Source organism: Actinokineospora xionganensis (genome assembly GCF_014323725.1).
Classification (GTDB): domain Bacteria; phylum Actinomycetota; class Actinomycetes; order Mycobacteriales; family Pseudonocardiaceae; genus Actinokineospora; species Actinokineospora xionganensis.
Window position 1 is genome coordinate 284033 of sequence record NZ_JABVED010000001.1, and the last position, 24014, is coordinate 308046.

General features: G+C 71.4%; 23 protein-coding genes. 14 read left to right on the plus strand and 9 right to left on the minus strand.

What is annotated here, in order from left to right; all coding sequences use genetic code 11:
• Positions 1 to 2 precede the first annotated feature (2 nt).
• Complete coding sequence (locus GPZ80_RS01320; RefSeq protein ID WP_187217866.1) at positions 3 to 254, plus strand: response regulator; 252 nt, start codon at positions 3 to 5, stop codon at positions 252 to 254.
• Between the two features lie 72 nt (positions 255 to 326).
• Here the strand turns inward: GPZ80_RS01320 and GPZ80_RS33580 are convergent, their stop codons facing one another.
• Positions 327 to 830 (minus strand): BON domain-containing protein, encoded by a 504-nt coding sequence (locus GPZ80_RS33580; protein WP_312880049.1) that lies wholly within the window; start codon positions 828 to 830, stop codon positions 327 to 329.
• Between GPZ80_RS33580 and GPZ80_RS01330 the strand changes: the two genes are divergently transcribed.
• The 9 genes from GPZ80_RS01330 to GPZ80_RS01370 all read left to right on the plus strand — a co-directional run bounded on the left by GPZ80_RS01330 (position 829) and on the right by GPZ80_RS01370 (position 12581).
• Entirely contained in the window at positions 829 to 3216 is a 2388-nt protein-coding gene (locus tag GPZ80_RS01330) for a phosphoketolase family protein (protein ID WP_187217868.1), read from the plus strand. The two genes, GPZ80_RS33580 and GPZ80_RS01330, sit on opposite strands and share 2 nt — an antisense overlap.
• Complete coding sequence (locus tag GPZ80_RS01335) at positions 3213 to 4229, plus strand: Acg family FMN-binding oxidoreductase (RefSeq protein WP_187217869.1); 1017 nt, start codon at positions 3213 to 3215, stop codon at positions 4227 to 4229. The genes GPZ80_RS01330 and GPZ80_RS01335 overlap by 4 nt, the downstream gene beginning before the upstream one ends.
• Positions 4216 to 5103 carry a universal stress protein gene (locus tag GPZ80_RS01340; protein WP_312880050.1) on the plus strand — a complete coding sequence of 296 codons (888 nt, stop codon included), beginning with the start codon at positions 4216 to 4218 and terminating at the stop codon, positions 5101 to 5103. Before GPZ80_RS01335 ends, GPZ80_RS01340 begins: the two co-directional genes overlap by 14 nt.
• Positions 5103 to 7754 carry a bifunctional acetate--CoA ligase family protein/GNAT family N-acetyltransferase gene (locus tag GPZ80_RS01345; protein ID WP_187217870.1) on the plus strand — a complete coding sequence of 884 codons (2652 nt, stop codon included), beginning with the start codon at positions 5103 to 5105 and terminating at the stop codon, positions 7752 to 7754. Before GPZ80_RS01340 ends, GPZ80_RS01345 begins: the two co-directional genes overlap by 1 nt.
• A gap of 110 nt (positions 7755 to 7864) precedes the next feature.
• Positions 7865 to 8863 (plus strand): Acg family FMN-binding oxidoreductase, encoded by a 999-nt coding sequence (locus GPZ80_RS01350; protein ID WP_312880051.1) that lies wholly within the window; start codon positions 7865 to 7867, stop codon positions 8861 to 8863.
• Positions 8860 to 9774, plus strand: a complete 915-nt coding sequence (locus GPZ80_RS01355; RefSeq protein WP_187217871.1) for a universal stress protein — start codon at positions 8860 to 8862, stop codon at positions 9772 to 9774. The genes GPZ80_RS01350 and GPZ80_RS01355 overlap by 4 nt, the downstream gene beginning before the upstream one ends.
• Positions 9771 to 10343, plus strand: a complete 573-nt coding sequence (locus GPZ80_RS01360; protein ID WP_187217872.1) for a CBS domain-containing protein — start codon at positions 9771 to 9773, stop codon at positions 10341 to 10343. The genes GPZ80_RS01355 and GPZ80_RS01360 overlap by 4 nt, the downstream gene beginning before the upstream one ends.
• 3 nt (positions 10344 to 10346) lie before the next feature.
• On the plus strand, positions 10347 to 10787 hold the full coding sequence (locus GPZ80_RS01365; RefSeq protein ID WP_187217873.1) for a universal stress protein: 441 nt from the start codon (positions 10347 to 10349) through the stop codon (positions 10785 to 10787).
• 84 nt (positions 10788 to 10871) lie between these two features.
• Positions 10872 to 12581, plus strand: a complete 1710-nt coding sequence (locus tag GPZ80_RS01370) for a sensor histidine kinase (protein ID WP_187217874.1) — start codon at positions 10872 to 10874, stop codon at positions 12579 to 12581.
• A 2-nt stretch (positions 12582 to 12583) separates the two neighbouring features.
• On the opposite strand, the gene GPZ80_RS01375 is transcribed toward GPZ80_RS01370, so the two are convergent.
• Complete coding sequence (locus GPZ80_RS01375; RefSeq protein ID WP_187217875.1) at positions 12584 to 13225, minus strand: response regulator; 642 nt, start codon at positions 13223 to 13225, stop codon at positions 12584 to 12586.
• A 165-nt stretch (positions 13226 to 13390) separates the two neighbouring features.
• On the opposite strand from GPZ80_RS01375, the gene GPZ80_RS01380 reads away from it, so the two are divergent.
• Positions 13391 to 13813: a CBS domain-containing protein gene (locus GPZ80_RS01380; RefSeq protein WP_187217876.1), complete on the plus strand. Its 423-nt coding sequence runs from the start codon at positions 13391 to 13393 to the stop codon at positions 13811 to 13813.
• A 63-nt stretch (positions 13814 to 13876) separates the two neighbouring features.
• Here GPZ80_RS01380 and GPZ80_RS01385 read toward each other — a convergent pair whose 3' ends face one another.
• Positions 13877 to 14887, minus strand: a complete 1011-nt coding sequence (locus tag GPZ80_RS01385; RefSeq protein ID WP_187217877.1) for an Acg family FMN-binding oxidoreductase — start codon at positions 14885 to 14887, stop codon at positions 13877 to 13879.
• Positions 14888 to 15154: 267 nt separating this feature from the next.
• On the opposite strand from GPZ80_RS01385, the gene GPZ80_RS01390 reads away from it, so the two are divergent.
• The gene (locus GPZ80_RS01390; RefSeq protein ID WP_187217878.1) at positions 15155 to 15790 is read left to right on the plus strand and encodes a CBS domain-containing protein; all 636 of its coding nucleotides are present in this window, start codon (positions 15155 to 15157) and stop codon (positions 15788 to 15790) included.
• A 3-nt stretch (positions 15791 to 15793) separates the two neighbouring features.
• Here the strand turns inward: GPZ80_RS01390 and GPZ80_RS01395 are convergent, their stop codons facing one another.
• The 6 genes from GPZ80_RS01395 to GPZ80_RS01420 form a co-directional block, all read right to left on the minus strand.
• Positions 15794 to 16507, minus strand: coding sequence for a CBS domain-containing protein (locus tag GPZ80_RS01395; protein ID WP_187217879.1), 714 nt, complete (start codon positions 16505 to 16507; stop codon positions 15794 to 15796).
• A 76-nt stretch (positions 16508 to 16583) separates the two neighbouring features.
• Positions 16584 to 17174 carry a hypothetical protein gene (locus GPZ80_RS01400; RefSeq protein ID WP_187217880.1) on the minus strand — a complete coding sequence of 197 codons (591 nt, stop codon included), beginning with the start codon at positions 17172 to 17174 and terminating at the stop codon, positions 16584 to 16586.
• Between the two features lie 102 nt (positions 17175 to 17276).
• Complete coding sequence (locus GPZ80_RS01405) at positions 17277 to 18701, minus strand: DUF4389 domain-containing protein (RefSeq protein WP_187217881.1); 1425 nt, start codon at positions 18699 to 18701, stop codon at positions 17277 to 17279.
• Between the two features lie 30 nt (positions 18702 to 18731).
• Complete coding sequence (locus tag GPZ80_RS01410; RefSeq protein ID WP_187217882.1) at positions 18732 to 19460, minus strand: sigma 54 modulation/S30EA ribosomal C-terminal domain-containing protein; 729 nt, start codon at positions 19458 to 19460, stop codon at positions 18732 to 18734.
• Entirely contained in the window at positions 19457 to 19981 is a 525-nt protein-coding gene (locus GPZ80_RS01415; RefSeq protein ID WP_187217883.1) for a flavodoxin domain-containing protein, read from the minus strand. The genes GPZ80_RS01410 and GPZ80_RS01415 overlap by 4 nt, the downstream gene beginning before the upstream one ends.
• Positions 19978 to 20349: a hypothetical protein gene (locus tag GPZ80_RS01420; RefSeq protein ID WP_187217884.1), complete on the minus strand. Its 372-nt coding sequence runs from the start codon at positions 20347 to 20349 to the stop codon at positions 19978 to 19980. Before GPZ80_RS01420 ends, GPZ80_RS01415 begins: the two co-directional genes overlap by 4 nt.
• Positions 20350 to 20472: 123 nt before the next feature.
• Here GPZ80_RS01420 and GPZ80_RS01425 point away from each other — a divergent pair, with 123 nt between their 5' ends.
• Together GPZ80_RS01425 and GPZ80_RS01430 are read left to right on the plus strand one after the other, a co-directional pair.
• Positions 20473 to 21444: a magnesium transporter gene (locus GPZ80_RS01425; RefSeq protein ID WP_187217885.1), complete on the plus strand. Its 972-nt coding sequence runs from the start codon at positions 20473 to 20475 to the stop codon at positions 21442 to 21444.
• Between the two features lie 77 nt (positions 21445 to 21521).
• Positions 21522 to 23987, plus strand: a complete 2466-nt coding sequence (locus tag GPZ80_RS01430; protein ID WP_187217886.1) for a cation-translocating P-type ATPase — start codon at positions 21522 to 21524, stop codon at positions 23985 to 23987.
• Positions 23988 to 24014 lie beyond the last annotated feature (27 nt).

Sequence of the window (24014 nt, forward strand, 5' to 3'; positions counted from 1 at the left end):
ACGTGGTCGCCGAGGCCGAGAACGCCGCCGACCTGCTGCGCGCGGTAGGGGAGCACCGGCCGGACATCGCCGTGTTGGACATCCGGATGCCGCCGACGGACGAGACGGCGGGCATCGAGGCGGCCGTCCGCATCCGCGCGGAGTACCCGGGTGTGTGTGATCCACACCGGAGTATTGCCCGTGCCGCAACGTGTCCACGTCGAGACGGCCCGCGTGATGTCCATAGAGGACAACATGATCGGGCAAGACGCTGATCTCGACCAAGGACTGCGAATGCGAGTGGGCAACTCACGCCGTTGCTGGGTCGGCCGAGATCAAACTGCTGCCTAGCCGAACAGGCCCAGACCGTGCAGGCGGCTGTCGTCGACATCGTCGTAGTGGAAGCCGATGCGGTTGCGCAGCCGTGCGATGCCCGTGACCTGTTGGACATGGGCGAGGACTCGCTCGGCTTCGCTGCTCCACTGGACTCGGCCCACGAGCAGGACGTCGCCGCCGCCGTCGACGGCGGCGCGGACGAGGCTTGTGTCGACGCCGGGGACGTCGTTCAGTGCCGCCCGCACGCGCGCGCTCAAGTCTGGTAGTCCGGGTGGTGTCCGGGGCGCTGGGACGTATGTGTCGATCCTGTCCTGGATGGTCATCTCTCTCACCTCGATCCCAGGCTGCGTCATCCCACCGGGCCTTTGAAGAGCCCAACCGGCTCGATCGGGACGGGTCGAAGGTCCCGCCGAAGACCACTTTGGTCCCTGTCGAATGAGGTCTCCGGGCTGCGGCCTTGGACGGGTGGTCTCGGTCATCGTTGGACGTACCCGAGACGAGGAGACGTCCACCATGACCGTGTTTCCGATGACCGCGCCGAGCGACGCCGACGAGTTGGCGCTCGGGCGGGTCGACGCGTGGTGGCGGGCGGCGAACTACCTGTCGGTCGGGCAGATCTACCTGATGGACAACCCACTGCTCCGCGAGCCGCTGCGGCCCGAGCACGTCAAGTCGCGGCTGGTCGGACACTGGGGGACGGTCCCCGGGATCACCCTCACCTACGCCCACCTCAACCGGGTGATCATGCGCAACGGTCTCGAGGTCATGCTGGTGACCGGGCCGGGGCACGGCGCCGCGGCGCTGAACGCGGCGGCCTGGCTGGAGGGGACGTACTCCGAGCTCTACCCCGAGGTCGGGCAGGACGAGGCCGGAATGGCCGCGCTGTTCCGCCAGTTCTCCTTCCCCGGCGGTGTGCCCAGCCACGCGTCGCCGCAGGTGCCCGGGTCGATCCATGAGGGCGGTGAGCTGGGGTACTCACTGGCGCACGCCACCGGTGCCGCGTTCGACAACCCCGGGCTGATCGTCGCCTGTCTCATCGGGGACGGGGAGGCCGAGACCGGGCCGCTCGCCGCGAGCTGGCAGGCGCCGAGGTTCCTGCACCCGTGGCGCGACGGCGCGGTACTGCCGATCCTGCACCTCAACGGCTACAAGATCGCGAACCCGACCGTGTTGTCGCGGATCCCCCGTGAGCAACTGGCCGGGTACCTCCGGAGCCAGGGCTGGGACCCGATCGAGGTCGCCGGGACCGACACCGCGCAGGTGCACCGCGCCTACGCGGCCGCGCTCGACGAGTGCGTGGCGCGGATCGAGCGCATCCGCCGGGGGACCGCCCATGGTGCGGGGAGGCCGATGATCGTCCTGCGCACCCCCAAAGGCTGGACTGGGCCCGCGCAGGTGGATGGGCACGTGGTGGAGGGCTCCTGGCGCTCACACCAGGTTCCGCTCACGAACGTCCGGCAAGACCCCGCGCGGCTGGACCTGCTGCGGCAGTGGCTTGCCAGTTACCGGCCCGACGAGCTGTTCGGCGCGGACGGCGGCCCGGCGCCGAGCCTGGCCGCGTGGCGGCCCGGGGGAGAGCGGCGGATGTCGGCCAACCCGCGGGCGCACGGCCAGGTGCAGCGCGATCTGCGGCTGCCAGACCCGGCGGCGCACTCCGTGGCCGTCACCGTCCCCGGTGAGGTGACCGCGCAGGCGACCAGCGTGCTCGGTGACTACCTGCGGGAAGCGCTGCTGCGCAACGAGTCCAACGCGAACCTGCTCCTGTTCGCCCCCGACGAGCACGCCTCCAACCGGCTCGACGCCGCGTTCGACGTCACCAGCAGACGGTGGCAGCTGCCCACCCAGGACAACGACCAGTACCTCTCGCCGACCGGCCGGGTCGTCGAGGTGCTCTCCGAGCACCTGTGCCAGGGATGGCTCGAGGGCTACCTGCTCACGGGCAGGCACGGCCTGTTCTCCACCTATGAGGCGTTCGCGCACATCGTGGACTCGATGGTCGCCCAGCACGCGAAGTGGCTGCTCACCGCCGACTCCGTGCCGTGGCGGCGGCCGGTGCCGAGCCTGAACTACCTGCTGACCTCCCACGTGTGGCGCCAGGACCACAACGGCGCCTCCCACCAGGACCCCGGCTTCATCGACCACATCCTGTCCAAGCGGCCCGAGGTGACCAGGGTCTACCTGCCGCCGGACGCGAACACCCTCGTGTGGGTCGCCGACCACTGCCTGCGCACCCACGGCCAGGTCAACGTGATCGTGGCGGGCAAGCAGCCCGCACCTCAGTACCTGTCCGCCGAGAAGGCTGCCGCGCACTGCGCGCAGGGCCTGGGCGTGTGGGAGTGGGCGAGCACCGACGGCGACGGCGAGGCCGATGTGGTGCTGGCCTGTGCGGGCGACGTGCCGACCTTGGAGACCCTTGCCGCCGTGCACGTGCTGGCCGAGTTGGCCCCCGACGTGCGGGTCCGCGTGGTCAACGTGGTCGACCTGACCCGGCTGTTCACGCCCGGCAGGCACCCGCACGGGCTGCCCGACCAGGACTTCACCGAGATCTTCACCGCCGATCGTCCGGTTATCTTTGCCTTCCACGGGTATCCCTGGCTCATCCACCAGCTCACTTACGACCGGCCGAACCATGACAACCTGCACGTCCACGGCTTCCACGACCGTGGTTCGACGACCACCCCGTTCGACATGTGCGTGCTCAACGACCTCGACCGGTTCCACCTCGCCCTCGCCGCCCTGGAGCGGGTCCCGAGACTCGCGGGTCGGCTCGGGCACCTGCGACAGCGGATTCTCGACCGGCTTGCTGAACAGGCCGAGTGCGTCCGGCGGACCGGCGACGACCTCCCAGCGGTCCGCGACTGGACCTGGCGCAGCCCACTGCGGGACGGAGCGAACTCATGACCAACCCCGACACCGAGGGCCCGCTGCGGACCGCGCTGTCGGCCGCGATCCGGGCGCCCTCGCCGCACAACACCCAGCCCTGGCGCTTCGAGGTGCACGGTGACCGCGTCGAAGTGTTCCTCGACCGCGATCGCGTGCTGCCCGTTGCCGACCCGGATGGGCGTGAGGCGAGGCTCGCCTGCGGTGCCGCGGTCTTCAACATCCGGCTGGCGCTCAACGGGATCGGCCGTGCCGCCGTGACGCACCTGCTGCCCGATCCGCACCGGCCCGACCTGCTCGCCTCGGTGCGCGTCGCGGGCAACCGCGTGGTGATCCCCAGCGAGCGGATGCTCGCCGAGATGATCCCGCGCAGGCACACCAACCGCAGGCCGTTCCTCGAACGGGCCGTGCCCGACGCGGTGAAAGCCACGCTCATGCGTGCCGCCGAGCGGGAAGGGGCCTGGCTGCGACTCGTCGAGCGACCCCCGGAGGTCGACGCCGTGGCCGCGCTGATCCGCCGCGCGGACACGGTACAGAGCGAGGACCCCGCCTACCGGGCCGAGTTGCGCGACTGGGTCCACGGCGACGTGAACCGTCTCGACGGTGTGCCCACACGGGCGCTGGGCCCGCGGGCGCGGACACCCGGACTGATCACGCTGCGCCGCTTCACCGACGACGAGGACCCGTCGCGTGAGCGCCCGTTCGAGCAGCAGCCGTTGCTGGCGGTGCTGACCACCCCAGGCGACGCGCCGATCGACCAGGTGCAGGCGGGCAAGGCGATGCAGCGGGTGCTGCTCACCGCCGCCGACCTCGGCCTGTGCTCTTCGTTCCTGTCGCAGCCGATCGAGGTGCCCGCCGTCCGAGCGGCGCTGCGAGCACTGCTGCGGGCGGGCAGCCCACACGTGGTCCTGCGCCTCGGCTACGGGTACGGCGGATCACCGGTGCCCCGCAGGCCGATCAGCGAGGTCACTCGACTCGTGTCCGACACATCCACCGGCATGACACTTCAGGGAGAACGCAGTGACCATTCATGACCGCACCAGTCCAGTCCTGGTCGGCGTCGACGGCTCGGCGTCGGCGATCGCCGCGACCCGCTGGGCCGCCGCCGAGGCCGCGCGCCGCAAGGTGCCGCTGCACATCGTCAACGTCTACACCTGGCCGATCTCCGGATACCCGGAGGCGCTGATCGCCGGACACGACCTCCTCGCCTCGATGAAGAAGGTCTCCGCGGGGGTCCTCGACGAGGCCCGCGCCGCCGCGGAGTCCGCGGCGCCGGAGGTGGCGGTCACGGTCACCTCGCATGGCGGCGACACGGTGTCGCACCTGCGATCACTGAGCAAGAAGGCGTCACTGCTGGTCGTCGGATCACGTGGACTCGGCGGGTTCAGCGGGCTGCTGCTTGGCTCGGTCGCAGTCGGGCTCACCGCGCACGCCCAGTGCCCGGTCATCGTGGTGCGCGGCGAGCCGGAGGAGGGCCCGGTCGTCGTCGGGGTGGACGGGTCGCCGGTGAGTGAGGCCGCGATCGCGTTCGCCTTCGAGGAAGCCTCCGCTCTCGGCGCGGACCTGGTCGCCGTGCACGCCTGGCATGACTCGCCGCTGGTCGACGTGTTCGAGAAGGGCTACGCCTCGCTGTACCTCGACACCGCGGCCGTCAACGCCGAGGAACTGCTCGCGCAGCGACTGGCCGGCTGGCAGGAGAAGTATCCCGACGTGTCGGTGACCCGGGTGGCGCCGCGCGGCCGCGCGGCGAAGGTGCTCATGGAGCACGCCAAGGGTGCCCGCCTCCTGGTGATCGGCAGCCGCGGCCGCGGCGGCCTCACCGGCCTCACCCTGGGATCGACCAGCCAGGCCCTCATCCACCACGCGCCATGCCCGCTCGCCCTGCTCCGGTCGCCGGAGGACCACTGATGTCCACAGTGGATGAGTTGGATGCCCGCTCGCTGCTGGTGGACGGCTCGATCGTCACCCTCCGCGAGATCGGGCGCGGCGACGCCGAGGCGATGCGAGGGCTGCACCGCCTGCTGCCGCCGGAGGACCGCTACCGGCGCTTCTTCACCCTGTGTCCGGTCAACGCCGACCAGTACGTCGACAGCATCACCGACGGCCGACCGGGCAACGCCGGGATCGGCGCGTTCGCGGGCGCGGACCTGCTCGGCGTCGCCAGCTACGCCACGCTCTCCGACGCGTCGACGGCGGAGTTCGCGCTGGTCGTCGCCCACGAACGGCACGTGCACGGCATCGGCACGCTGCTGATCGAGGAGCTGATCTCGCTGGCGCGCGGCCGCGGGCTGACCCGGCTCAAAGCCGAGATCCTGACCGAGAACGCGCCGATGCTGCGGCTCATCGACGAGCTCGGGCTGCCCCGCACGCACCGGCGGACCGACGACGAGATCGAGGTGGTGATCCCGCTCGCCCCGACGCGCGAGTACGACCTGGCCGTCCATCAGCGCGAACAGATCGCCGACCGGGCAAGCCTGAGCGCGGTGCTGCGGCCGGAGTGCGTCGCGGTGATCGGGGCGGGCCGCGCGCCCGACTCCATCGGTCACGCCCTGCTCGCCAACATCGTCGAAGGGGGATACACGGGATCGCTGTACGCGGTGAACCCGCACGCCCGTGAGGTGGCGGGCGTCACCAGCTACGCGCGGGTCTCGGACGTGCCGGTGGTCCCGGACCTGGCCGTGCTGTGCGTTCCCGCGCGGGCCATCGCCGACACCGCGCGCGAGTGCGGCGAACTGGGTGTCCGGGCGCTGCTCGTCGTCACCGCAGGCCTCAGCGCCGACGATTCGGCGAGCCTGCGCGCGACGGCCCGGCAGTTCGGGATGCGGCTGGTGGGACCGAACTGCATCGGTGTCTACAACGGCGATCCGGCCGTGCGGCTCAACGCCACCTTCGCCCGCAATGAGGTCCAGGCGGGTTCGGTCGGGGTGGTGACGCAGTCCGGGGGAGTGGCGATCGCGCTGTTCTCGGCGCTCGACCAGGTCGGCCTTGGTGTGTCCACTTTGGTCTCGACGGGGGACAAGTACGACGTCAGCGGAAACGACCTGCTGCTGTGGTGGTCCGGGGAGCCCGAGACGAAGGCCGCGGTGCTGTACCTGGAGTCCTTCGGCAACCCGCGCAAGTTCTCGTCGCTGTGCAGGCGGCTGTCGAGGACCAAGCCGATCCTGGCCGTGCGTCCGCCCGCGACACCGGCGGCGCAGCGCGCGGCCAGTTCGCACACCGCCGCGCTGGCCACGCCCGCCGTGACGGCCGACGCGCTGTACCGGCAGGCGGGCGTCATCGCGGTGGACCGGCTCTCGGAGCTGCCCGAGACCCTCGCGGCACTTGTCGATCAGCCGCTGCCCGCGGGCCGCCGCGTCGCGGTGATCAGCAACGCGGGCGGGGCGGGCGTGATCGCCGCCGATGCCCTGGGACGTCAGGGATTGGTGCTGCCGACGCTGCCCGCGCGGGTGGCTGAGGCCCTCCGCGCGCACGTGCCCGCGCAGGCCTCGCTCGCCAACCCGCTCGACACCAGCGCGGTCGTCTCCGCCGAGGTGTTCCAGCGGTGTGTGGAGGCGCTGCTGGCCGAACCGTCGATCGACGCCGTGGTCGCCATCGCGGCGCCCACCGCGCTCGGTGACCCGATCGACGCGATCGCCGCGTGCGGACCGGCCGCCGCCCGCACCGGCACCCCGCTGTTGGCTGTCCACCTTGGACAGTCGGCGGCGGTCACCCGGCTGGGCGCCGTGCCCTGCTACGGCGACGCCGTCGCCGCGGCAGGCGCGCTGAACCGGTGCGTCCAACGACGCGAGTGGCTAGACCGGCCCGAGGCCGACACCCGCGAGCCGGAGGGCTTCGACACCGCCGCGGCCACCGGGATCGTCCGCGAGTTCCTGGCGGCGAGCCCCGATGGCGGCTGGCTGGACCCGGAGCGCTGCCTGCGCGTCCTCGACGCTGTCGGTGTCCCGACCGCGCCGGGCGTCCTGACCGACTCCCCGGATGCCGCGGTAGCGGCGGCGGCCGCAGTGGGTAGGCCGGTGGCGCTCAAGGCGGTCGCCGATGGCCTGCTGCACAAGAGCTCCGGTGGCGGCATCGTGCTGGGCGCGGTAGGGGAGCACGCGGTCCGCGCGGCCTACGAGACGTTCGCCGAGCGCTTCGGCGGCGCCCTGCGTGGGGTGTTCGTGCAGCCGATGATCGACACCGACGGCGTCGAACTCCTGGTGGGCGTCAAGGGCGACCCGATGTTCGGACCGCTGGTGGTCTTCGGCCTCGGCGGCACGAGCACCGACACCATCGCCGACCGCACGGCGCGACTGGCCCCGGTGTCGGAAGCCGACCTCGACGAGATGCTGCACGGCCTGCGCGGCTCGCAGGCGGTCTTCGGCCACGCACGGGCCGACGAGTCCGAAGTCCGCGACGTACTCGCGCGCGTCGGCAGGCTGGCCCAAGCCATCCCGGAGATCGCCGAACTCGACGTCAACCCGTTGATCGCCACCGAAAACGGATGCGTGGCGGTCGATGCCCGGATTCGGCTCGCGCCGGTGGCGGTCCACGACCCGCTGCTGCGCCACTTGCGCATGTGAGGACCTCAGGTCCACCCGCCGGGCCCTTTGGTCCCTCGTGGCCGGACACCACGCGGTGGTGTTGTTGACATGTCCGCCCAACCAGAGCTGATCAGAGGAGTTGACCGACCGTGGCCAGCACAGTCCCATCCGTCGACTGGAGCGTCGGCGAAGTCGCTCTGATGGCGGCGGCGGTCAGCCGGGCGCCGTCGGTGCACAACACCCAGCCGTGGTTCCTGGAGACGCACGGCCGGACGGCGTCGCTGTTCGAGCGGTTCGACCTCAAGCTCCCACACCATGACCGAGCCGGGCGGGACCGGATGATCTCCTGTGGAGCTGCGGTGACCAACCTGCGGCTCGCGGTGCGCAGGCTCGGCTGGGCGGCCACCGTGGCGGAGTTCGCCGACCCGGACCGGCCGGACGAGGTGGCCCGAGTGCGCGCCGGTGCCCGGGTGACGCCCACCGGTCGGGAGCTGGAACTGTTCCAGGCCATCGCACGCCGACACAGCTGCCGTGGGCGCTTCTCGGGCACGCCGAGCAAAGAAGAGATTTTCGCGCTTGTCCACGCGAGCAGCACGCCGGGGCTCAACGCCCATGTCGTGCGTGACGCAGGCGAGGTCCGGGCGCTGGCCCACCGGCTCGTCTACGCGGGCACGACCCTGCAGCACGACCGCGCCTATCTCCGCGAACTCGCGGCGTGGACCATCGACGGGTCACATCCCACCTCGGACGGGATCCCCGAGGCGAACCTGCCGCACGGCAGCCTGCCGTGGACCGGGCTGGTCGGGCCGTCGACCCGCATCCCCGACGAGGACGTCCTCGCCGAGCGCATCGCCGCGGAGACCCAGCTGATCGTGCTCACCGTCGGGGACGGGCGTAGCGACCACCTGCACGCGGGCATGGCGCTGCAGGAGATCTGGCTCGCCGCCACCGCCGCGGGCCTCGCGGCGTCGGTGCTCACCCAACCGCTGCACCTGCACGAAGTCCGCGCGGGACTCATCGAGGCCATGGACCTGCCCGGCTACCCCCAAGCCATCCTGCGCGTCGGCCTGCCCTCCGGCGAGGTGCTGCCGACCCCGCGCCGCCCACTGACCGAGGTCATCCGACACCGCACGAAAGGCACGACATGACCACCCAGCCCCTCCGCCAGCCCATCGTCGTCGGCGTCGACGGCTCGGACTCCGCGCTGCGCGCCACGCAATGGGCCGCCGCCGAGGCGCTGCGGCGGAAGCTGCCGCTGCGGATCGTGCACGTTTGTGTCCTGCCGCCGATCCGCCACCCGGCCACCATCGCCGACCAGGGACTGTGGATCGACGCGCTCGCCGACAACGGGCAGCACATCCTCGCCGAGGCCGCGGCCACCGCGCGGGCCGTGGCCCCCACCGTGGAGCTTGTGACCGACCAGCGCATGGGTTTCGCGGCCGAGGCGCTCATCGAGGAGTCCGCGCGCGCCCACGCGTTGGTCCTGGGCAGCCGCGGCCTCGGTGGGTTCCAACGCCTGCTTGTCGGCTCCGTCGCGATCGCCCTGTCCGCCCACGGGCACTGCCCGGTGATCGTCGTGCGCGGGGCGTTCCCAGGGCAGGCCACGCCGGGCACGGGCCCGGTGGTCGTCGGCGTCGACGGGTCACCTGCCTCCGAGGCCGCGATCCGGTTCGCCTTCGATGAGGCCTCCGTCCGCCGCACCAGCCTGGTCGCGGTGCACACCTGGCTCGACATCGCCTTCACCGGCGCGTGGACCGCGCTGCCCACCACGATCGACTGGGACGCGGTCGAGGTCGACGAGACCATGCTGCTCGACGAGCGCCTGGCCGGCTGGCAGGAGAAGTACCCCGACGTCGCCGTGGAGCGGGTCGTGCTGCGCGACCGACCCGTGCGCGCCCTGCTCGACAAGGCCGAGGGCGCGCAGCTCATCGTCGTCGGCACCCGCGGCCACGGTGCGCTGCTGGGCATGGGCCTCGGCTCGACCAGTCAGGCGCTGCTGCACCACGCCGAATGCCCGGTCGCTGTCGTGCGGCCCGACCCGGAAGGAACCAAGCCATGAAGGTGCGAGACGTGATGACCCGACCCGTGCTGTCGGTGCGGGCGGACACCCCGCTGCGGGAGGTGATCACCCAGCTCACCGAGCACCGGTTCTCAGCTCTGCCGGTGGTCGACGACGAGTCCCAGGTCGTCGGCATCGTCGGGGAATCCGACGCCCTGCGGGGCTCCGCACTCGGCGCCACGACCGCGGGCGCGGTGATGAGCAGTCCTGTCGAGGTGGTGGATCCCGACGCCCAGGTGGCCGACCTGGCCGAGCGGATGCTCGCCGGACGGCTGCGTTGCGTGCCCGTGGTCGACAACAACATCCTCATCGGTGTCGTCGCCCGCCGGGACCTGCTGCGCATCCTGGTCCGCACCGACGACGTCATCGCCGCCCAGCTGCGCGCGCTGCTCGCCGACTACAGCGGCAACCAACTCCGGTGGACCGCCGAGGTCACCGACGGACTCGTCACGATCAGCGGCCCGTTCGACGACAACGCGGAACGCCGGGTCGTGCAGGCACTGGCCCGCACGGTGGCGGGCGTGCGCGGTGTGACGCTGCGCCCGCGCGTCCCGGCGGAGCAGGTCTGACCGATGACTCCCATTGTCGTCGGCGTCGACGGATCCGACGCGGGTCAGGCGGCGCTGAGCTGGACGCTCGCGGAGGCGCGGGCTCGTGGTTGCGCGGTCCACGCGGTCAACGTGTGGTCATTGGGCACGGTCCATGACTTCCTGTGGGCTTCTCGACGCAGTCTGCGGGCGCAATCCCAGTCCCTGCTCCGGGCGGCCACCGGCGGGCGCGGCGCCGACGTGGCGGTCGAGTGCCACAGCCCGGAGGGAGCGGTGGGCCCCACGTTGGTCGCGGCGGCGGCCGGAGCCGCCATGCTCGTCCTCGGAACCCGTGACCGGGTCCGGTCACGGGCAGTGATCGACTACTGCCTCCGGCACAGTTCGGTGCCCGTCGTGGTGATCCGGGTCGGCCAATTCCACTCGGAGCCGTTGGCGGCCGGACTCGCCGGATCGAGACGGGCTTGACCGACACGCGGGGCGCGCCCATTGCGGTTTTGCTGGAGAGTGGCATCGTGGTCATGTCTGGATCGACCACGAAGCGGAGTGTGGATGCCCAAGCCGGAAGGCCGCGAGACAGTCTCCTTGTCAGGCTTGCGCCTTGATGAGCTTCTCGGTGAACTGCAAGAGCGGCTGACCGAGGTGCGGCGGACAAGCGATCGGTTGGAAAGCCTGCTCGACGCGGTCGTGGCGGTCGGCGCCGGCCTGGAGCTGGATTCCACGCTGCTACGGATCGTGCAGGTCGCCGTCGAACTGGTCGACGCCAAGTACGGGGCGTTGGGCGTCCTGGGCGACCAGGAGGGGCTCTCGGAGTTCGTCTACGAAGGCATTCACCCGGACGTGCGGGAGCACATGGGGCACCTGCCCGAGGGACGCGGGCTCTTGGGCCTGCTCATCGAGCACCCGGTGCCGATTCGACTGGCCGACCTGAGCAAACACCCCGCCTCGGTCGGTTTCCCGCCCAACCACCCGCCGATGCACAGCTTCCTCGGCACACCGGTCCAGGTGCGCGGCGAAGCCTTCGGCAACCTCTACCTCACCGAGAAGCGCGGCGGCGCTGAGTTCACCTCCGACGACGAGACGGTGATCAAGGCGCTGGCGAGCGCGGCGGGCGTGGCGATCGAGAACGCGCGGCTGTTCGAGCGGTCGCGGATGCGCGAGCGATGGCTGGCCGCGACCAGCGAGATCAACGCCGCCCTGCTCGCGGGCGCCTCCCAGGAGGACTCGCTGACGCTGATCGCGGAGCGGGTGGTCGAACTCGCCGACGCCGACGTCGTGCTGATCCTGCTGGCCGACGACGCGAGCCACTCGGTGCTGCGGATCAGCGCCGTCAGCGGCGACGACACGGAGGCCGTGCTCGGCGCGGAGATGTCGGGGATGAGCACGGTGGTCAGCGAGGTGTTCGCCACCGGTGAGCCGGCCATGGTGCCCGACGTCTCCCAACAGTTGGGAGACGGCATCGGGTCTATTTCGAGCAAGCTCGGCCCGGCGGTGGCGGTGCCGCTGCGCAACGCGTCGGGGATCAGCGGCATCCTGCTGGCCGGTCGGCTCAAGAGTGGCGCGCAGTTCGCCGCCGACCAGGCGCCGTTGCTGGCCTCGTTCGCCGGACAGGCCGCGGTCGCCCTGGAGTTCGCCGACAAACAGCGCAGCCAGCGGTTGCTCGACGTCCTGGCCGACCGCGACCGGATCGGCCAGGACCTGCACGACCACGTGATCCAGCGGCTCTACGCCACCGGGATGAGTCTGCAGGGCACCGTCCGCCGGATCACCGACGAGGATGTCCGCTCGCGGGTGCACCGCGCGGTGGAGCAACTCGACCAGACCGTGCGCGAGATCCGCACGTCCATCTTCGACCTGCACACGGAGAGCCGGGTGGAGGCCGCGGGCAGCTTGCGCAGGCGGCTGCTGGACATCGTCGCCGAGACCAGCGTGGAGTCGCCGGTATCGCCGACCGTGCGCATTTCCGGCGCGGTGGACACGTTGGTCCCGCCGAGCCTCTCCGAGCACGCGGAGGCGGCGCTGCGCGAGGCACTGAGCAACGCCGTCCGCCACGCGGGCGCCACCGAGATCACGGTGGTGATCGACGCGGGCGACGAGCTGTCCATCCAGGTCACCGACAACGGCAACGGGATTCCCGAGGGCGTGAAGCGCAGCGGCCTGGACAACATCAGCCGCCGCGCCGCCCGTGTCCACGGGGCGGTCGAACTGACCACGCCTGAGGGCGGCGGAACCCACCTGGTCTGGCGCGTCCCACTGAGCTGACGCTATTTGTCCTTGTTGCGTAGGTCGGCGGCCATGACCGCGGCCTGGGTGCGGCGCTGGATCTGCAGCTTGGCCAGCAGGTGCGACACGTAGTTCTTGACCGTCTTCTCGGCGAGGAACATGCGCTCGCCGATCTGCCGGTTGGTCAGGCCCTCGCCGATCAGCTCGAAGACGGTGCGCTCCTGCTCGGTCAAGCCTGCCAGCGGGTCTTCCTGGGCGCGTTCGCGGCGGATGCGGTCGAGCAGGGCGGTCGTCGTTCTCGGGTCGAGCAGGGAGCCGCCGGAGCCGACGGTGCGCACCGCGGCCATCAGGTCCGAGCCGAGCACCTGCTTGAGGACGAAGCCCGACGCGCCGGCGAGGATCGCGTCGAACAGGGCCTCGTCATCGGCGTAGGAGGTCAGCATCAGACAGTGCAGTTCGGGCATCCGCGAACGCAGCTCGCGGCACAGTTCGACCCCGTTGCCGTCGGGCAGCCGCACGTCGAGCACAGCGACGTCGGCGTCGCTGGCCGGGACGCGGGTCAGCGCCTCGGCGACCGACGCGGCATGGCCGACGACCTCGAGGTCCGGCTCGTCCTCGAACAGGTCGGCGATCCCTCTGCGGACGATCTCGTGGTCGTCCACCAAAAAGATCCGAATCGTCATCAATGGCCTCCTCAGGTCCTGCGCCACCGACCCTACGGGCGACACGGCGTGCCCGCCGGGGGCGGGTGACCCGATCACTCGGGACCAAAGTCCCCGTCTGGGACCCAGCGTGGCGGGGTCCGAGGTCTCTGTCGACTCGATCTCACGGCACCTAGCGTCACCAGCATGGGAACCATCGATGTGATCAATGCGCCTTTCGCCGAGGTGCCCCTGCGTTCGGTGATGAGCGCCGACGTCGTGGGCATCGTGCCGCAGGCTCCACTGGAGGTGGCGCTGCGGCTGATGGTGCGCGCGAAGGTGCGCCACCTGCCGGTCGTGGCCGATGGCGAATGCCTCGGCGTGGTCGACGAGTCCGACGTCCTCTGGCACCTGTGGTCCACCGGAGACGGCCAGCACCACGTCGTCGCCGAGATCGTCGTTCCCGGCCGCCATCCAAGCGTCGATATCACGGCGTCTCTCGGCCACGCGGCCGCTCTGATGGCCGAACGTCGCGTCGACGCGGCGATGGTCACCGACGGAGGCAGGCTCGCGGGCATTCTCACGGCCACGGACATCCTGCGCGCGGCGGCCCAAGACGGACCAGCGTGAGCTGAGGTCGGCGTCGGCCTGCCGGTGAGCGTGGGCAGGCCGACCACCTCTGGTACCGGGACGTCAGGTCCGCGCGGGCCAAGCCGTCAGCACGTCGTCCAGCATTCGGCGCCCGGTCGCGGGCAGGGCCCGGTCCCTGGACCGCGGCCTGCCGACCCGCAGGACCATCTGCGGCACCATCGCCCCGCCGATGACCTCGTCGCGCACCAGCTCACGGCTTGTCGAGACCTCCAGCGGCTGGCTCAGCGGGCAGCTGGAGAGGCGGGCGGCGGTCGCGGCGAGCAGGACCGCACTGGTCGCCTCGCCCGCCCGCAGCCGCGAGAGCATGTCGTCGGACGAGGTGCTCAGCACCATCAGCGCGCCCGCGCCCGAGGCGCGGTCGGCGACCTCGATCGCCGGTGTGGCGAACTGACGAATTGCCAGGTCGCCATAGTGCGTCGCGGTCACCGCGTTGGCGGCGGGAACACCGTCGGGCGACCTGGTGTGTGTGCCACTCCAGACATAGATCTCGTGGGCGTAGTCCGGGTTTCGGCGCTGCTCCGCGTCGGCCAGGGTGATCGCCTCGACCAATGGTGCCCGGACCGCGGGGTCCGTCGCGACGGTGAGGACGGTCCCGGCGCGGCCCGCGGCCTTGGTCAGCGCGACCAGTTGGTCCGGCGGAACCGCCGACGCGCTGTACGCGCGCCGGTCGGACCGGCGGCGCAGGATGGCGGCGGCGAGCGTCAGGTCCACTTGGTCGGCGTCGCCGGGTGCGAACTCGATCGTGGCCAGGTGGTCGGGGTCGGTCGCGTCGGGCAGCCGGCGCACGGTCGTGCGCCACCCGAACGCGGCGAACGCCACCAGCGCGTGGTGCAGCACGGCGCCGCAGCTGACCAGCAGATCGCGGCCGTCCGGGTCGGTGGCGGGCAGGTGCCGGGTCCAGTCGGCGAACAACTGGACCGTGGACTCGCCGAGGCGCCAGGACCACGGCTGCGAGTTGTGCACCGAGGGTGCGCGGCAGGCCAGTTCCAGGGCCGCACGCAGGGTGTCCGTGTCAGGGAACGCCCTGTCCGCCCGCGTGTCGTATGTAGTCATCGCCCTGCCACCTCTCGGTTGTCTGTCCCCATCGTGGGACACCTGTGTTGACCCGCACAGGGTGCGAAGTCCCTGCTCGGCCGGGAGTAAGGGCTCAGAGGGACAAAGGTCCCGGTCCCTTCGTGCCCAGTCGCACTGGTAGGCGGCCGGGGGTCCGCGCTTCTGTTGAGGAGTCACGAAGGACTCGTCGCGTCGGAGGGCCACCCGGCTTCGGGCTTGGCTCGGCGACCGGCCACGGACACCCTCGCAACCTCGGAAGGACGCACGATGCGTGCCAAGGACATCATGAGCAGCCCCGTCCTCACGGTCGGGACCTCGACCACGGTGAAGGAGGCGGCTTCGCTGCTCGCCTCCCACGGGTTCACCGCCGCGCCGGTCGTCGACGAGGACGACCGTCTGGTCGGTGTCGTCACCGAGGCCGACCTGGTGCGTGACCGGCTCCCGCGTGATCCCCGGTCGCTGATCCATCCCGGAGCCCAGGCGACCGGTCCCGCGGTCGCGCACTCGGTTGGCGAGGTGATGAGCACCCCGGTCACCTCGATGAACCCCGGCGCCGACGTCGCCGACCTGGCCGCCGCCCTGCTCGGCGCGGGGCACCGCAGCATGCCGATCGTCGAGGGTTCGCACGTCGTCGGCATCGTGACCCGCCGCGACCTGCTGCGCACGATCGCCCGTGACGACGAGGCCGTCGCCAAGGATGTCCGCCACCGCCTGGAGATCTATGGCGGCCGCGGCCGCTGGAGTGTGCGGGTGGCCGACGGGGCCGTCACCATCGACGACGAGCACGACGACGCGACCGACCGGCACGTCGCGACCGTCCTGGCGAGGGCTGTGCCCGGAGTGGTGAGCGCGACGTGCGATCGGCGCGTCTCCGTCGCCGGGACGCGCCGATCGGGCGAGTAGTGGTCAGCCCCGGACCCGTGGTTCGTGGGTGATGTCCACGGCCATGGGCTCCGGGATGTGGATGTGTGTGTCGTCGTAGGCGAAGGCCACGTGTGGGTTGACGTCCACGACGCCGTCGACCCGGCGGATCAGCGCGACGGCGACCGGTATCGAGCTCTTGCGGTCCATCTCCCCGCGCAGCGTCACGACGCCCTCCTCGACGTCGATGCTCACTGTGCCCGGGCCGGGGATCACGCCGAGGTTGCGTTCGAACACCTCGTGCGCGATCTCGTCCGCGATCTCGTCGTCGTCGCGGAGGAAGACGCTGAGCAAGTCCACCCGGCTGACGATGCCGACCAGCCCGCCTGCCTCGTCGACGACGGGCAGCCGCTTGATGCCGTGGCGGCGCAGCTCTTTGGCGGCGTGGATGACAGTGGCGTCGGCGGTGATGGTGTGCGCGGGCGCTGTCATCAGCTCTCCCGCGGTGTCGCCCTCGGTGTGGTCGTGCGGCATGAGCCACGTCAGCAGCGACCTGCGCTCGTCCGGGTCCTGGGTGATCTGCCTGGCCAGCAGGTCCGCGTGGGACACCACGCCCAGCACCTTCCCGGTTTGGTCCACGACCGGTACGGCGCTGATGTGCCTGCTGTCCAACAGGGACACGATTTCCTTGAACGGTGTGTCCGGGGTGACCGTGGCGACGTCGGTTGTCATCACGTTCTGAATCTTTCGGTGCTTCATCGTCTGTCTCCTTGGTGGTCTCAAGACCCAAGGCTCCGACGTGGGTGTCCACATCGGAGCCTTGGGCGGTGGCCGCTCAGCGCAGCCAGGGGTTGCGGCGCACGATGTTGGTCTGGGCCCACTGCTTGCCGAGGCCCCACACATCGCCCGCGTAGAGCACGGCGAGCGCGACCAGCACGAGGGCGTAGACCAGGTGCGAGTCGATGATCGGGTTGGTGGAGCGGGTCAGCTCGCCGGTGTCGGTGTGCCGGGCGAGCGGCCAGTCCGCGACCCACATCATCATCAGCAGGAGTCCGCCTGTGGCCGCGGCGATCCGCAGACCCGCACCCGCGAGCAGTGCGACGGCGATGCCGAGCAGGCCTGCCATGAACAGCCAGTCCGCCCAGGCCTGGCCTGCCCAGCCGCGGAACACCGAGCCGAGCGGTCCGTGGTCGATCCCGCCGAGGAAGCCCTTGGTGGGTGAGCCGCCCTCGATCCAGCCCTTCGTCGTGGCGTAGCCCAGGCCGAAGAACTTGTCGATGAACGCCCAGCCGAACACCAGGCCCATGACGATGCGCGTCGCCGCGATGACGCGGCCCGCGGTGGTCGGCTCCGCAGTGACCGCGTTGGGGTTGTGCTGGACAGGGATTTTCTTTGCGCTGGTGCGCGGGGAGTCCTTGATGGACATGGTGACCTCCTTGGGGTGCTGCGCTCAGTCTTGGGTTGTCCGGCTACGAACTCGGCGGGCGAAGGTCCCGCCTTCGAGGGGCGTTGGTCGTCGCTGCCGCGATCAGTTCGTCCTTGTCGGACTCGCGCGCCGAAGCGATCCGATCACCAGCGCCGCGGCCGCGGCGAGGAGCAGGCCGCTCAGGGCGAGCAGGACGCCGCCGATCCACGGCAGCCCGGGCAGTCGGGCGGCCGCCCTGGCATCGATCGACACCGGCGCCGAGCCGTCGGCGTTCATCGCCACGACAGTCCACACGCCGTCATGCAGCCGCCAGTCGAGGTTGCGCGCGCCCGCGCCCTCGCTGGACGCGAGCCAGAACGACTGCTCACCCGGTGGGGTCGGCGGTGGACCGCCCGGCAGCTCCACGGTGATCAGCTCGGAGGAGTCGGCTTGGCCGACCTCGGCGCGGGCGACGCCGTCGAGGTACCGGCGCACGTCGGGCTCGGGCCCCACGCCGACGAACACCGGTGTCGCGGGATCGGAGGCGGTGACGATGAGCCGGACGTCGCCCACCGCCCCGGACAACCAGTCCAAGTCGTCGCGGATGGCGACCGCTTCCTCGGTGATGGCGTGCCCCGGGGTGCGCAGGTCGATCGTCGAGGTGGCGACGTAGCCCGAGGCGTCCCGTTGGGTGGCGTTGATCCAGAGCACTCCCGCGCCCGCCGTGAGCGGGCCGATCGCCACGAGTGCCAGGAGCGCGCCCGCGACCATGGCGGCGGTGCGTCCTGGAGTCCACACGGGAGGGACCGGCGGCGGTGTGTCGTCGACGGGCGCCGCCGACTCGGTGGCGCCGAGGTCGATGCGGAACGGCGGGTACCGGTCGGTCATCAGCGCGCCGTAGGCGGCGACGCGCAACACCCAGCGGTCCAGCCCGACGACGAACTCGTGCAGCTCGCGGGGGTAGCGACCGCTGAACAACAGGATGACCCCGGCCACCACGACCAGGACCCCGATGAGTCCGCCCGCCGCCCAGTCGAAGCCCGCGTCGTTGTCGGAGGCGCCCAACCACAGCCCGCCGCCCGCGAAGAGCGCGGCGATGAGGTAGTGCGGCAGCGCGAGCAGCCACCACTTCACCAGCACCAGACCGCGGGACAGGTGGTCGGGGTAGGCGATGCGCAGCCGGGCCGGGTAGTCGGGCACGTCGGCGAGGGTGAACGGCGGATAGCGGTCCGTGCCGAGCCCGGCGTAGCCGTAGTAGTGCACCCGCCACGACCAGCGCAGGACGCCCACGGTGTAGGCGAACAGCGCGGGCGGATAGCGGCCGGTGATCAGGATCGCGAAGAACGCGATCGCCGTGGCGACGACGAAACCGAGCCACAGCGGGATGAGCACCACATAGTGCGGAACCAGCAGCAGCCATTTGACCAGCCACAGCCAGCGTGACAGCGGCTGGTCGAGCCTGCCGTCGACGCGGACGGGATAGGACGGGGGCGGGCTGGTCACGCCCGTCGTCGCGGTGTCGCCCGGGGTCGCCGAGTCGTTTCGCATGACACTCCTAAAGCAGGGTTGGTGTGGATGTCAGGGCGCGGGATGGATGAGCCCGTAATCGCCGTCGTCGCGGCGGTAGAGCACGCGCCCGCGGTTGTCGTCGGCGTCGGCGTAGAACAGCAACCGCTGTCCCGACAGGTCGAATCGCACCTGCGCCTCCTCGACGGTCAGCCGGGGGGCCGACCCCACGCACTCCCACACGCCGGTCGGGGTGGCCGGGGTCTGTCCGTCGACGGCGGCGACGAGATAGCCGGAAGGGGTCTTGCGCAGCAGGCAATCCAGTCCGTCCGCGTCGGTGAACAGGTGGAAGTCGTAGCCCAGGCTGTCCATTTCGGCGATCGCGTCCTCGATGGCCGCGCCCGGCGCCGAGTAGGTCACGTGGGACACCACCTGCCTGCCCGGCGTCGTCGAGGGCCGCGCCGTGTTCCGGTGCTTGCTCGGCCTGCGCCAGAGGTTCGCCAGCCGGTGGGCGAGCCGGTGGGCGAGTCGGTCGATCGCCTCACGGGCTCCGGTCGCGTCGGCGTGGACGTGCACGTGCCTGCCGTCCAGATCAATGTCGGCGGTGGCGCGCACAGGCTCGGCCACGGCGGGATCCGGATACCTGGTCACGGCGACCCGAACCAGGTGCACCCGGTGGTGGGCGTGCAGCAGGGCCTTGGTGAGTTTGCGCGTGGCGTAGTCGCCGATCCCCGCGCCGAACTCCCCGCGGAGCACCACGGCGGGCGTCGGGATCTTGGTGGTGATCGCGGTCTCGGTCATCGTCGCTCCAGGGTGTGTCGGGTGGTTTCGTGGGTGCGCAGCCAGACGGAGATTCCCCGCGCCCAGCCGCGAATGGCCTGCCAGTCGCGGAAGTCGCCTTCGGGCGCGTGGGTGGCGGTGGCCAGGGCGCGTCCGTACCAGCGCAGCTGGGAGCGGTCCAGGCATCCGTCGAAGACGCGGTGTTCGCGGGCAGCGGAGATGCCTGCCATCTCCGCTGCCTCGATCGGTTCGAGGAACGGCCGCAGCTTGCCGACCGGCCCGCTGGAGAACAGCCAGACCGCCCGGGTGAACAGGATGGGGGCGTTGGCACGGACGAAGCGAACCGCCTCGGCCAACCAGTGCCCGGTGTACACGGCGCTGCCGAGGATGACGACGTCGTAGCCGTCGACCCGGCCGACCTCGTGCACGGCGCGCACGTCGACCTCAGCCGACGGCAGTGCCGCGCGGATCTCCTCGGCGATGGCGTCGGCGATCTGCGCGGTGGAGCCGTGCAGACTCGCGGAGGCGATCAGGATCCTCATGACCGCGCCTGCGCCCGCGCGCGGTGGCGTCCCTCATAGGCGAGGGCGTGCCGGACGGTGGTGAACGCCCAGAGCAGGACCGCCGTCGCGATGAAGAAAGTCAGCGACCAGGCGGCGTCGATGACCAGGGTGAGCACACCGAAGACCGCCGCCGCCAGTGCCAAGGCCTGCGGAAGTGCGGGCATGCGCTCACCGTTCACCCGGGCGCCAACGACGCACGCGGCGATGCCGAACACCAGCCCGGTCGCCGCCACGCCGCGCGCGTCGTGCACCAGCAGTGCCCCGCCACCCCCGACGAACCACGCGTAGGGCACGAGGATCGCCGCGACCAGCAGCGAACTGGTCGCGTCCCGCCAGGTCAGATTCATGTTCAGCCTCCGGTTCGGACTTCGTTGAGTCCGACACTCGTCCATCGCCTGTCGCGGCAGCAGGGACTTCGGTCGCGCGATGACAGGACCATTGCCGCGTGGGATCCGGGCGACACTGAGGGCATGACCGCCGACCCGGAACCGATGCTGCGCACCGCCATCGAGCACGCGACGAACTCGGTGCCGCTCGCCCGGCCCGACGACGACGTCGGCGCGGTGCTCGACGCCCTGCGTGGACGCCGGTTCGACAGCGCGGCGGTCATCGCGGTGTGCCGCGACGGTGTCCTGGTCGGCCTCGCCACGGTGGAACGCCTGCTCGCCGCGCCACCGCGCTCGACGATGGCCGACGTGATGGACACCGACCCGCCCGTGGTCGCGCCGCACACGCACCAGGAACGCGCCGCGTGGGCCGCCGTGCACCGCGACGAGCCAGGACTGGCCGTCGTCGACGACGCAGGCCGGTTTCTCGGTCTCATCCCGCCGCAGCGGCTGCTCGCGGTGCTGCTGGCCGAGCACGACGAGGACCTCGCGCGGCTGGGTGGTTTCCTCGGCACGGCGTCGGCGGCGAGGGCGGCCAGTCAGGAGCGGGTCACCAGACGGCTGTGGCACCGGCTCCCCTGGCTGCTCGTCGGGCTCGCAGGCGCCATGCTGGCGGCGGGAGTGGTCGGGGCCTTCGAGGAAGCCTTGCGGGCCAACGTCCTGCTCGCGTTCTTCGTCCCCGCCGTGGTCTACCTCGCCGACGCCGTCGGCACCCAGACCGAGACGCTTGTCGTCCGCGGGCTGTCCGTCGGTGTCCAGGTCGGCCGCATCGCGGTGCGCGAGGTGATCACCGGCGGGCTGATCGGTGTCCTGCTCGCGGCGGTCGCGGGCCCGGTCACGTTCTGGATCTGGGGTGACGCCGAGGTCGCCACCGCCGTCGCAATCGCGCTGTTGGCGGCTTGCGGCGTGGCGACCATCGTCGCGATGGTCCTGCCGTGGCTTTTCTCGGCGATGAGACTGGACCCCGTGTACGGGTCCGGGCCGCTGGCGACCGTGGCGCAGGACCTGCTGTCCATCCTGATCTACCTGGAGACCGCCACGGCGATCGTCGGCTAGGACATGCCCTTCTACCGGCGGTGCCCGGGACCTTAGGTCCTTCTGCTCCCGGGACGGTCCAAGGCAGCGTGGACCGTATGACGACCGCGATCCCGACCGACTCGCTCGCCACGGGGCTGACCGACGCTCAAGTGGCGGCGGTTCGCGCCGAGGTGGGCGCCAACACGATCCCAGAGGCGGCGAGGCCGAAGCCGTGGACCAGGGTCGTCGCGCAACTGCGTGACCCGATGATCCTGCTGCTGTTGGCCGCCGCCGCGCTGGCCATGGTGCTCGGCGACCTCACCGACACCGCGGTCATCGCCCTGGTGGTCGTGCTCAACACCGCAGTCGGCGTGGCGCAGGAACTCCGTGCGGAACGGTCGCTGGCGGCCCTGCGTGACCTGTCCGCGCCGACCGCGCGACTGGTCCGAAATGGACACCGTGTCGTCCTGCACGCGGCGGAGGTCGTTCCCGGAGACGTGCTCGTGCTCGAAGCGGGCGACATCGTCGCCGCCGACGCCGTCCTGCGCGACGGACACCACCTTCAGGTCGACGAGGCGGCGCTGACGGGGGAGTCCGTGCCGGTGGACAAGCGGGCGGGCGTCGCCGACGTGGACCTGGTCTACGCCGGAACCGTCGTGACCCGGGGCCGCGGTCTCTGCGAGGTCACCCAGACCGGAGCGCGGAGCAGCCTCGGCCGGATCGCGACACTGCTCGGCGAGCAGCGTCCGCGGCCCACTCCCTTGCAGCGCAGGCTGTCCGGCCTGGGCCGCGTGCTGGCGTTGGCGGCCATCGCGCTTTCCGGCGTGGTGGCGGTGTCCGGCCTGCTGCGCGGGGAATCGTTGGCCGAGATGGCGTTGGTCGGCATCAGCCTGGCCGTAGCCGCGGTGCCGGAATCGCTTCCCGCGGTGGTTACCCTCGCGCTGGCGCTCGGCGCGCACCGGATGGCCAAGCGCGGCGGAGTCGTGCGGTCCCTACCCGCGGTGGAGACCCTCGGATCGGTCACCGTGCTGGCCGCGGACAAGACCGGCACCCTCACCGAGGGCCGGATGTTGGTGGAGCGGCTCTGGACACCGGAGTGCGGTGAGGCCGCGGTGACCGGCGCGGGCTACGAACCGGTGGGGGAGATCAGCCCGGACACGGGCTTGGCCCGGCTGCTGCGCGACGGCGCGCTGTGCAACGACGCGGACATCGCGCGACCGGACGAGGAAGGCGGAATCTGGCGGGCCGTGGGCGACCCGACGGAGGCGGCACTGGTCGTGCTCGCGGCCAAGGGCGGCGTCGATTCGGCCGCGCTGGGGGAGCGGTACCCGCGGGTCGCCGAGATCCCGTTCGACCACGACAGCAAGCGGATGACGACAGTGCACCGCGCGCCCGACGGATGGCTCGTCGTGTGCAAGGGCGCGCCGGAAGTCCTGCTGGACACCCCCGGGCTGCTGTGCGAGGTACCGGCCCACGCGCGCGAGACGGCGATGTCCCTCGCGCGTAAGGGGTATCGGGTGCTCGCCGTGGCCGAGCGGACATATCCGGAGGGACCGCGGCCCAACGCCGACGCCGAGGGTTTGGCGCTGGTCGGGCTGGTCGCGATCATCGACCCGCCGCGTGAGTCCGCCGCCGAGGTGGTCGCCACGTTCCGCCGGGCGGGTGTGCGGCTGCTGCTGATCACCGGCGACCACCCGCACACCGCGCACGCGCTGGCGGCCCGGGTCGGCATCGACGCCGACGGCGTCTACGCGCGGACACGTCCGGAGCAGAAGCTCGACATCGTCGCCGAACTGCAGGCCCGCGGCGAGGTCGTCGCCATGACCGGCGACGGCGTCAACGACGCCCCAGCCCTGCGCCGCGCCGACATCGGCACCGCGATGGGCGGCGAGGGCACCGAGGTCGCAAGGCAGGCCGCGGACTTGGTCCTGACCGACGACAACCTGGGCACCGTGGCGGCGGCGATCGAGGAAGGGCGGCGCATCTACGCCAACGTCCGCACCTTCCTGCGCTATGCGCTGGCCGGAGGAGTGGCCGAGGTGGTGGTCATGCTGCTCGGACCGCTGTTCGGTCTGGCCCTGCCGCTGCTACCGGCACAGATCCTGTGGATCAACATGCTCACCCACGGCCTCCCCGGCGTCGCGATGGGCGCCGAACCAGCCGATCCGGCCATCATGCGGGCCCGCCCACGCCCACCCCAGCAGTTCATCCTCGGCGACGGCCTCTGGCGGCGCATCGCCTGGACCGGCGCCCTCATCGCGGCCGTGACCCTGGGCGTCGGCGTGTGGGCTTCGGCCACCGGGCGTCCGTGGCAGAGCCTGATCTTCCTGACCCTGGGCCTGGCCCAACTCGGCGTCGCCCTCGCCGTGCGCACACGGGGAACGGGTCTGCGGCCGCGTTTCCTGGACATCGCCGTCGCCGGCGCGGTGCTCCTGCAGCTGGGCGGCGTCTACCTCGCACCACTGCGTGCGTTGCTGGGGACGGAGCCGGTCGGCTTGACGGACTTGGCCATCGTCGCGGGGATCGCACTGCTTCCCGGCCTCGCCGTGCTCGCCGCTCGGCTGGGCTCCCGTTCCACCTGACTTCCCGGCCGATGGCTCAGCGCCGGT

Excerpts from the sequence above, each read along its gene's own strand:
- GPZ80_RS01430 (WP_187217886.1), top strand. The coding sequence starts at position 21,522 with ATGACGACCGCGATCCCGACCGACTCGCTCGCCACGGGGCTGACCGAC.
- GPZ80_RS01370 (WP_187217874.1), top strand. The coding sequence starts at position 10,872 with ATGCCCAAGCCGGAAGGCCGCGAGACAGTCTCCTTGTCAGGCTTGCGC.
- GPZ80_RS01335 (WP_187217869.1), top strand. The coding sequence starts at position 3,213 with ATGACCAACCCCGACACCGAGGGCCCGCTGCGGACCGCGCTGTCGGCC.
- GPZ80_RS01355 (WP_187217871.1), top strand. The coding sequence starts at position 8,860 with ATGACCACCCAGCCCCTCCGCCAGCCCATCGTCGTCGGCGTCGACGGC.
- GPZ80_RS01405 (WP_187217881.1), bottom strand. The coding sequence starts at position 18,701 with ATGCGAAACGACTCGGCGACCCCGGGCGACACCGCGACGACGGGCGTG.
- GPZ80_RS01345 (WP_187217870.1), top strand. The coding sequence starts at position 5,103 with ATGTCCACAGTGGATGAGTTGGATGCCCGCTCGCTGCTGGTGGACGGC.
- GPZ80_RS01375 (WP_187217875.1), bottom strand. The coding sequence starts at position 13,225 with ATGACGATTCGGATCTTTTTGGTGGACGACCACGAGATCGTCCGCAGA.
- GPZ80_RS01365 (WP_187217873.1), top strand. The coding sequence starts at position 10,347 with ATGACTCCCATTGTCGTCGGCGTCGACGGATCCGACGCGGGTCAGGCG.
- GPZ80_RS01385 (WP_187217877.1), bottom strand. The coding sequence starts at position 14,887 with ATGACTACATACGACACGCGGGCGGACAGGGCGTTCCCTGACACGGAC.
- GPZ80_RS01330 (WP_187217868.1), top strand. The coding sequence starts at position 829 with ATGACCGTGTTTCCGATGACCGCGCCGAGCGACGCCGACGAGTTGGCG.
- GPZ80_RS01390 (WP_187217878.1), top strand. The coding sequence starts at position 15,155 with ATGCGTGCCAAGGACATCATGAGCAGCCCCGTCCTCACGGTCGGGACC.
- GPZ80_RS33580 (WP_312880049.1), bottom strand. The coding sequence starts at position 830 with ATGGTGGACGTCTCCTCGTCTCGGGTACGTCCAACGATGACCGAGACC.
- GPZ80_RS01395 (WP_187217879.1), bottom strand. The coding sequence starts at position 16,507 with ATGAAGCACCGAAAGATTCAGAACGTGATGACAACCGACGTCGCCACG.
- GPZ80_RS01420 (WP_187217884.1), bottom strand. The coding sequence starts at position 20,349 with ATGAATCTGACCTGGCGGGACGCGACCAGTTCGCTGCTGGTCGCGGCG.
- GPZ80_RS01380 (WP_187217876.1), top strand. The coding sequence starts at position 13,391 with ATGGGAACCATCGATGTGATCAATGCGCCTTTCGCCGAGGTGCCCCTG.
- GPZ80_RS01360 (WP_187217872.1), top strand. The coding sequence starts at position 9,771 with ATGAAGGTGCGAGACGTGATGACCCGACCCGTGCTGTCGGTGCGGGCG.
- GPZ80_RS01415 (WP_187217883.1), bottom strand. The coding sequence starts at position 19,981 with ATGAGGATCCTGATCGCCTCCGCGAGTCTGCACGGCTCCACCGCGCAG.
- GPZ80_RS01425 (WP_187217885.1), top strand. The coding sequence starts at position 20,473 with ATGACCGCCGACCCGGAACCGATGCTGCGCACCGCCATCGAGCACGCG.
- GPZ80_RS01410 (WP_187217882.1), bottom strand. The coding sequence starts at position 19,460 with ATGACCGAGACCGCGATCACCACCAAGATCCCGACGCCCGCCGTGGTG.
- GPZ80_RS01400 (WP_187217880.1), bottom strand. The coding sequence starts at position 17,174 with ATGTCCATCAAGGACTCCCCGCGCACCAGCGCAAAGAAAATCCCTGTC.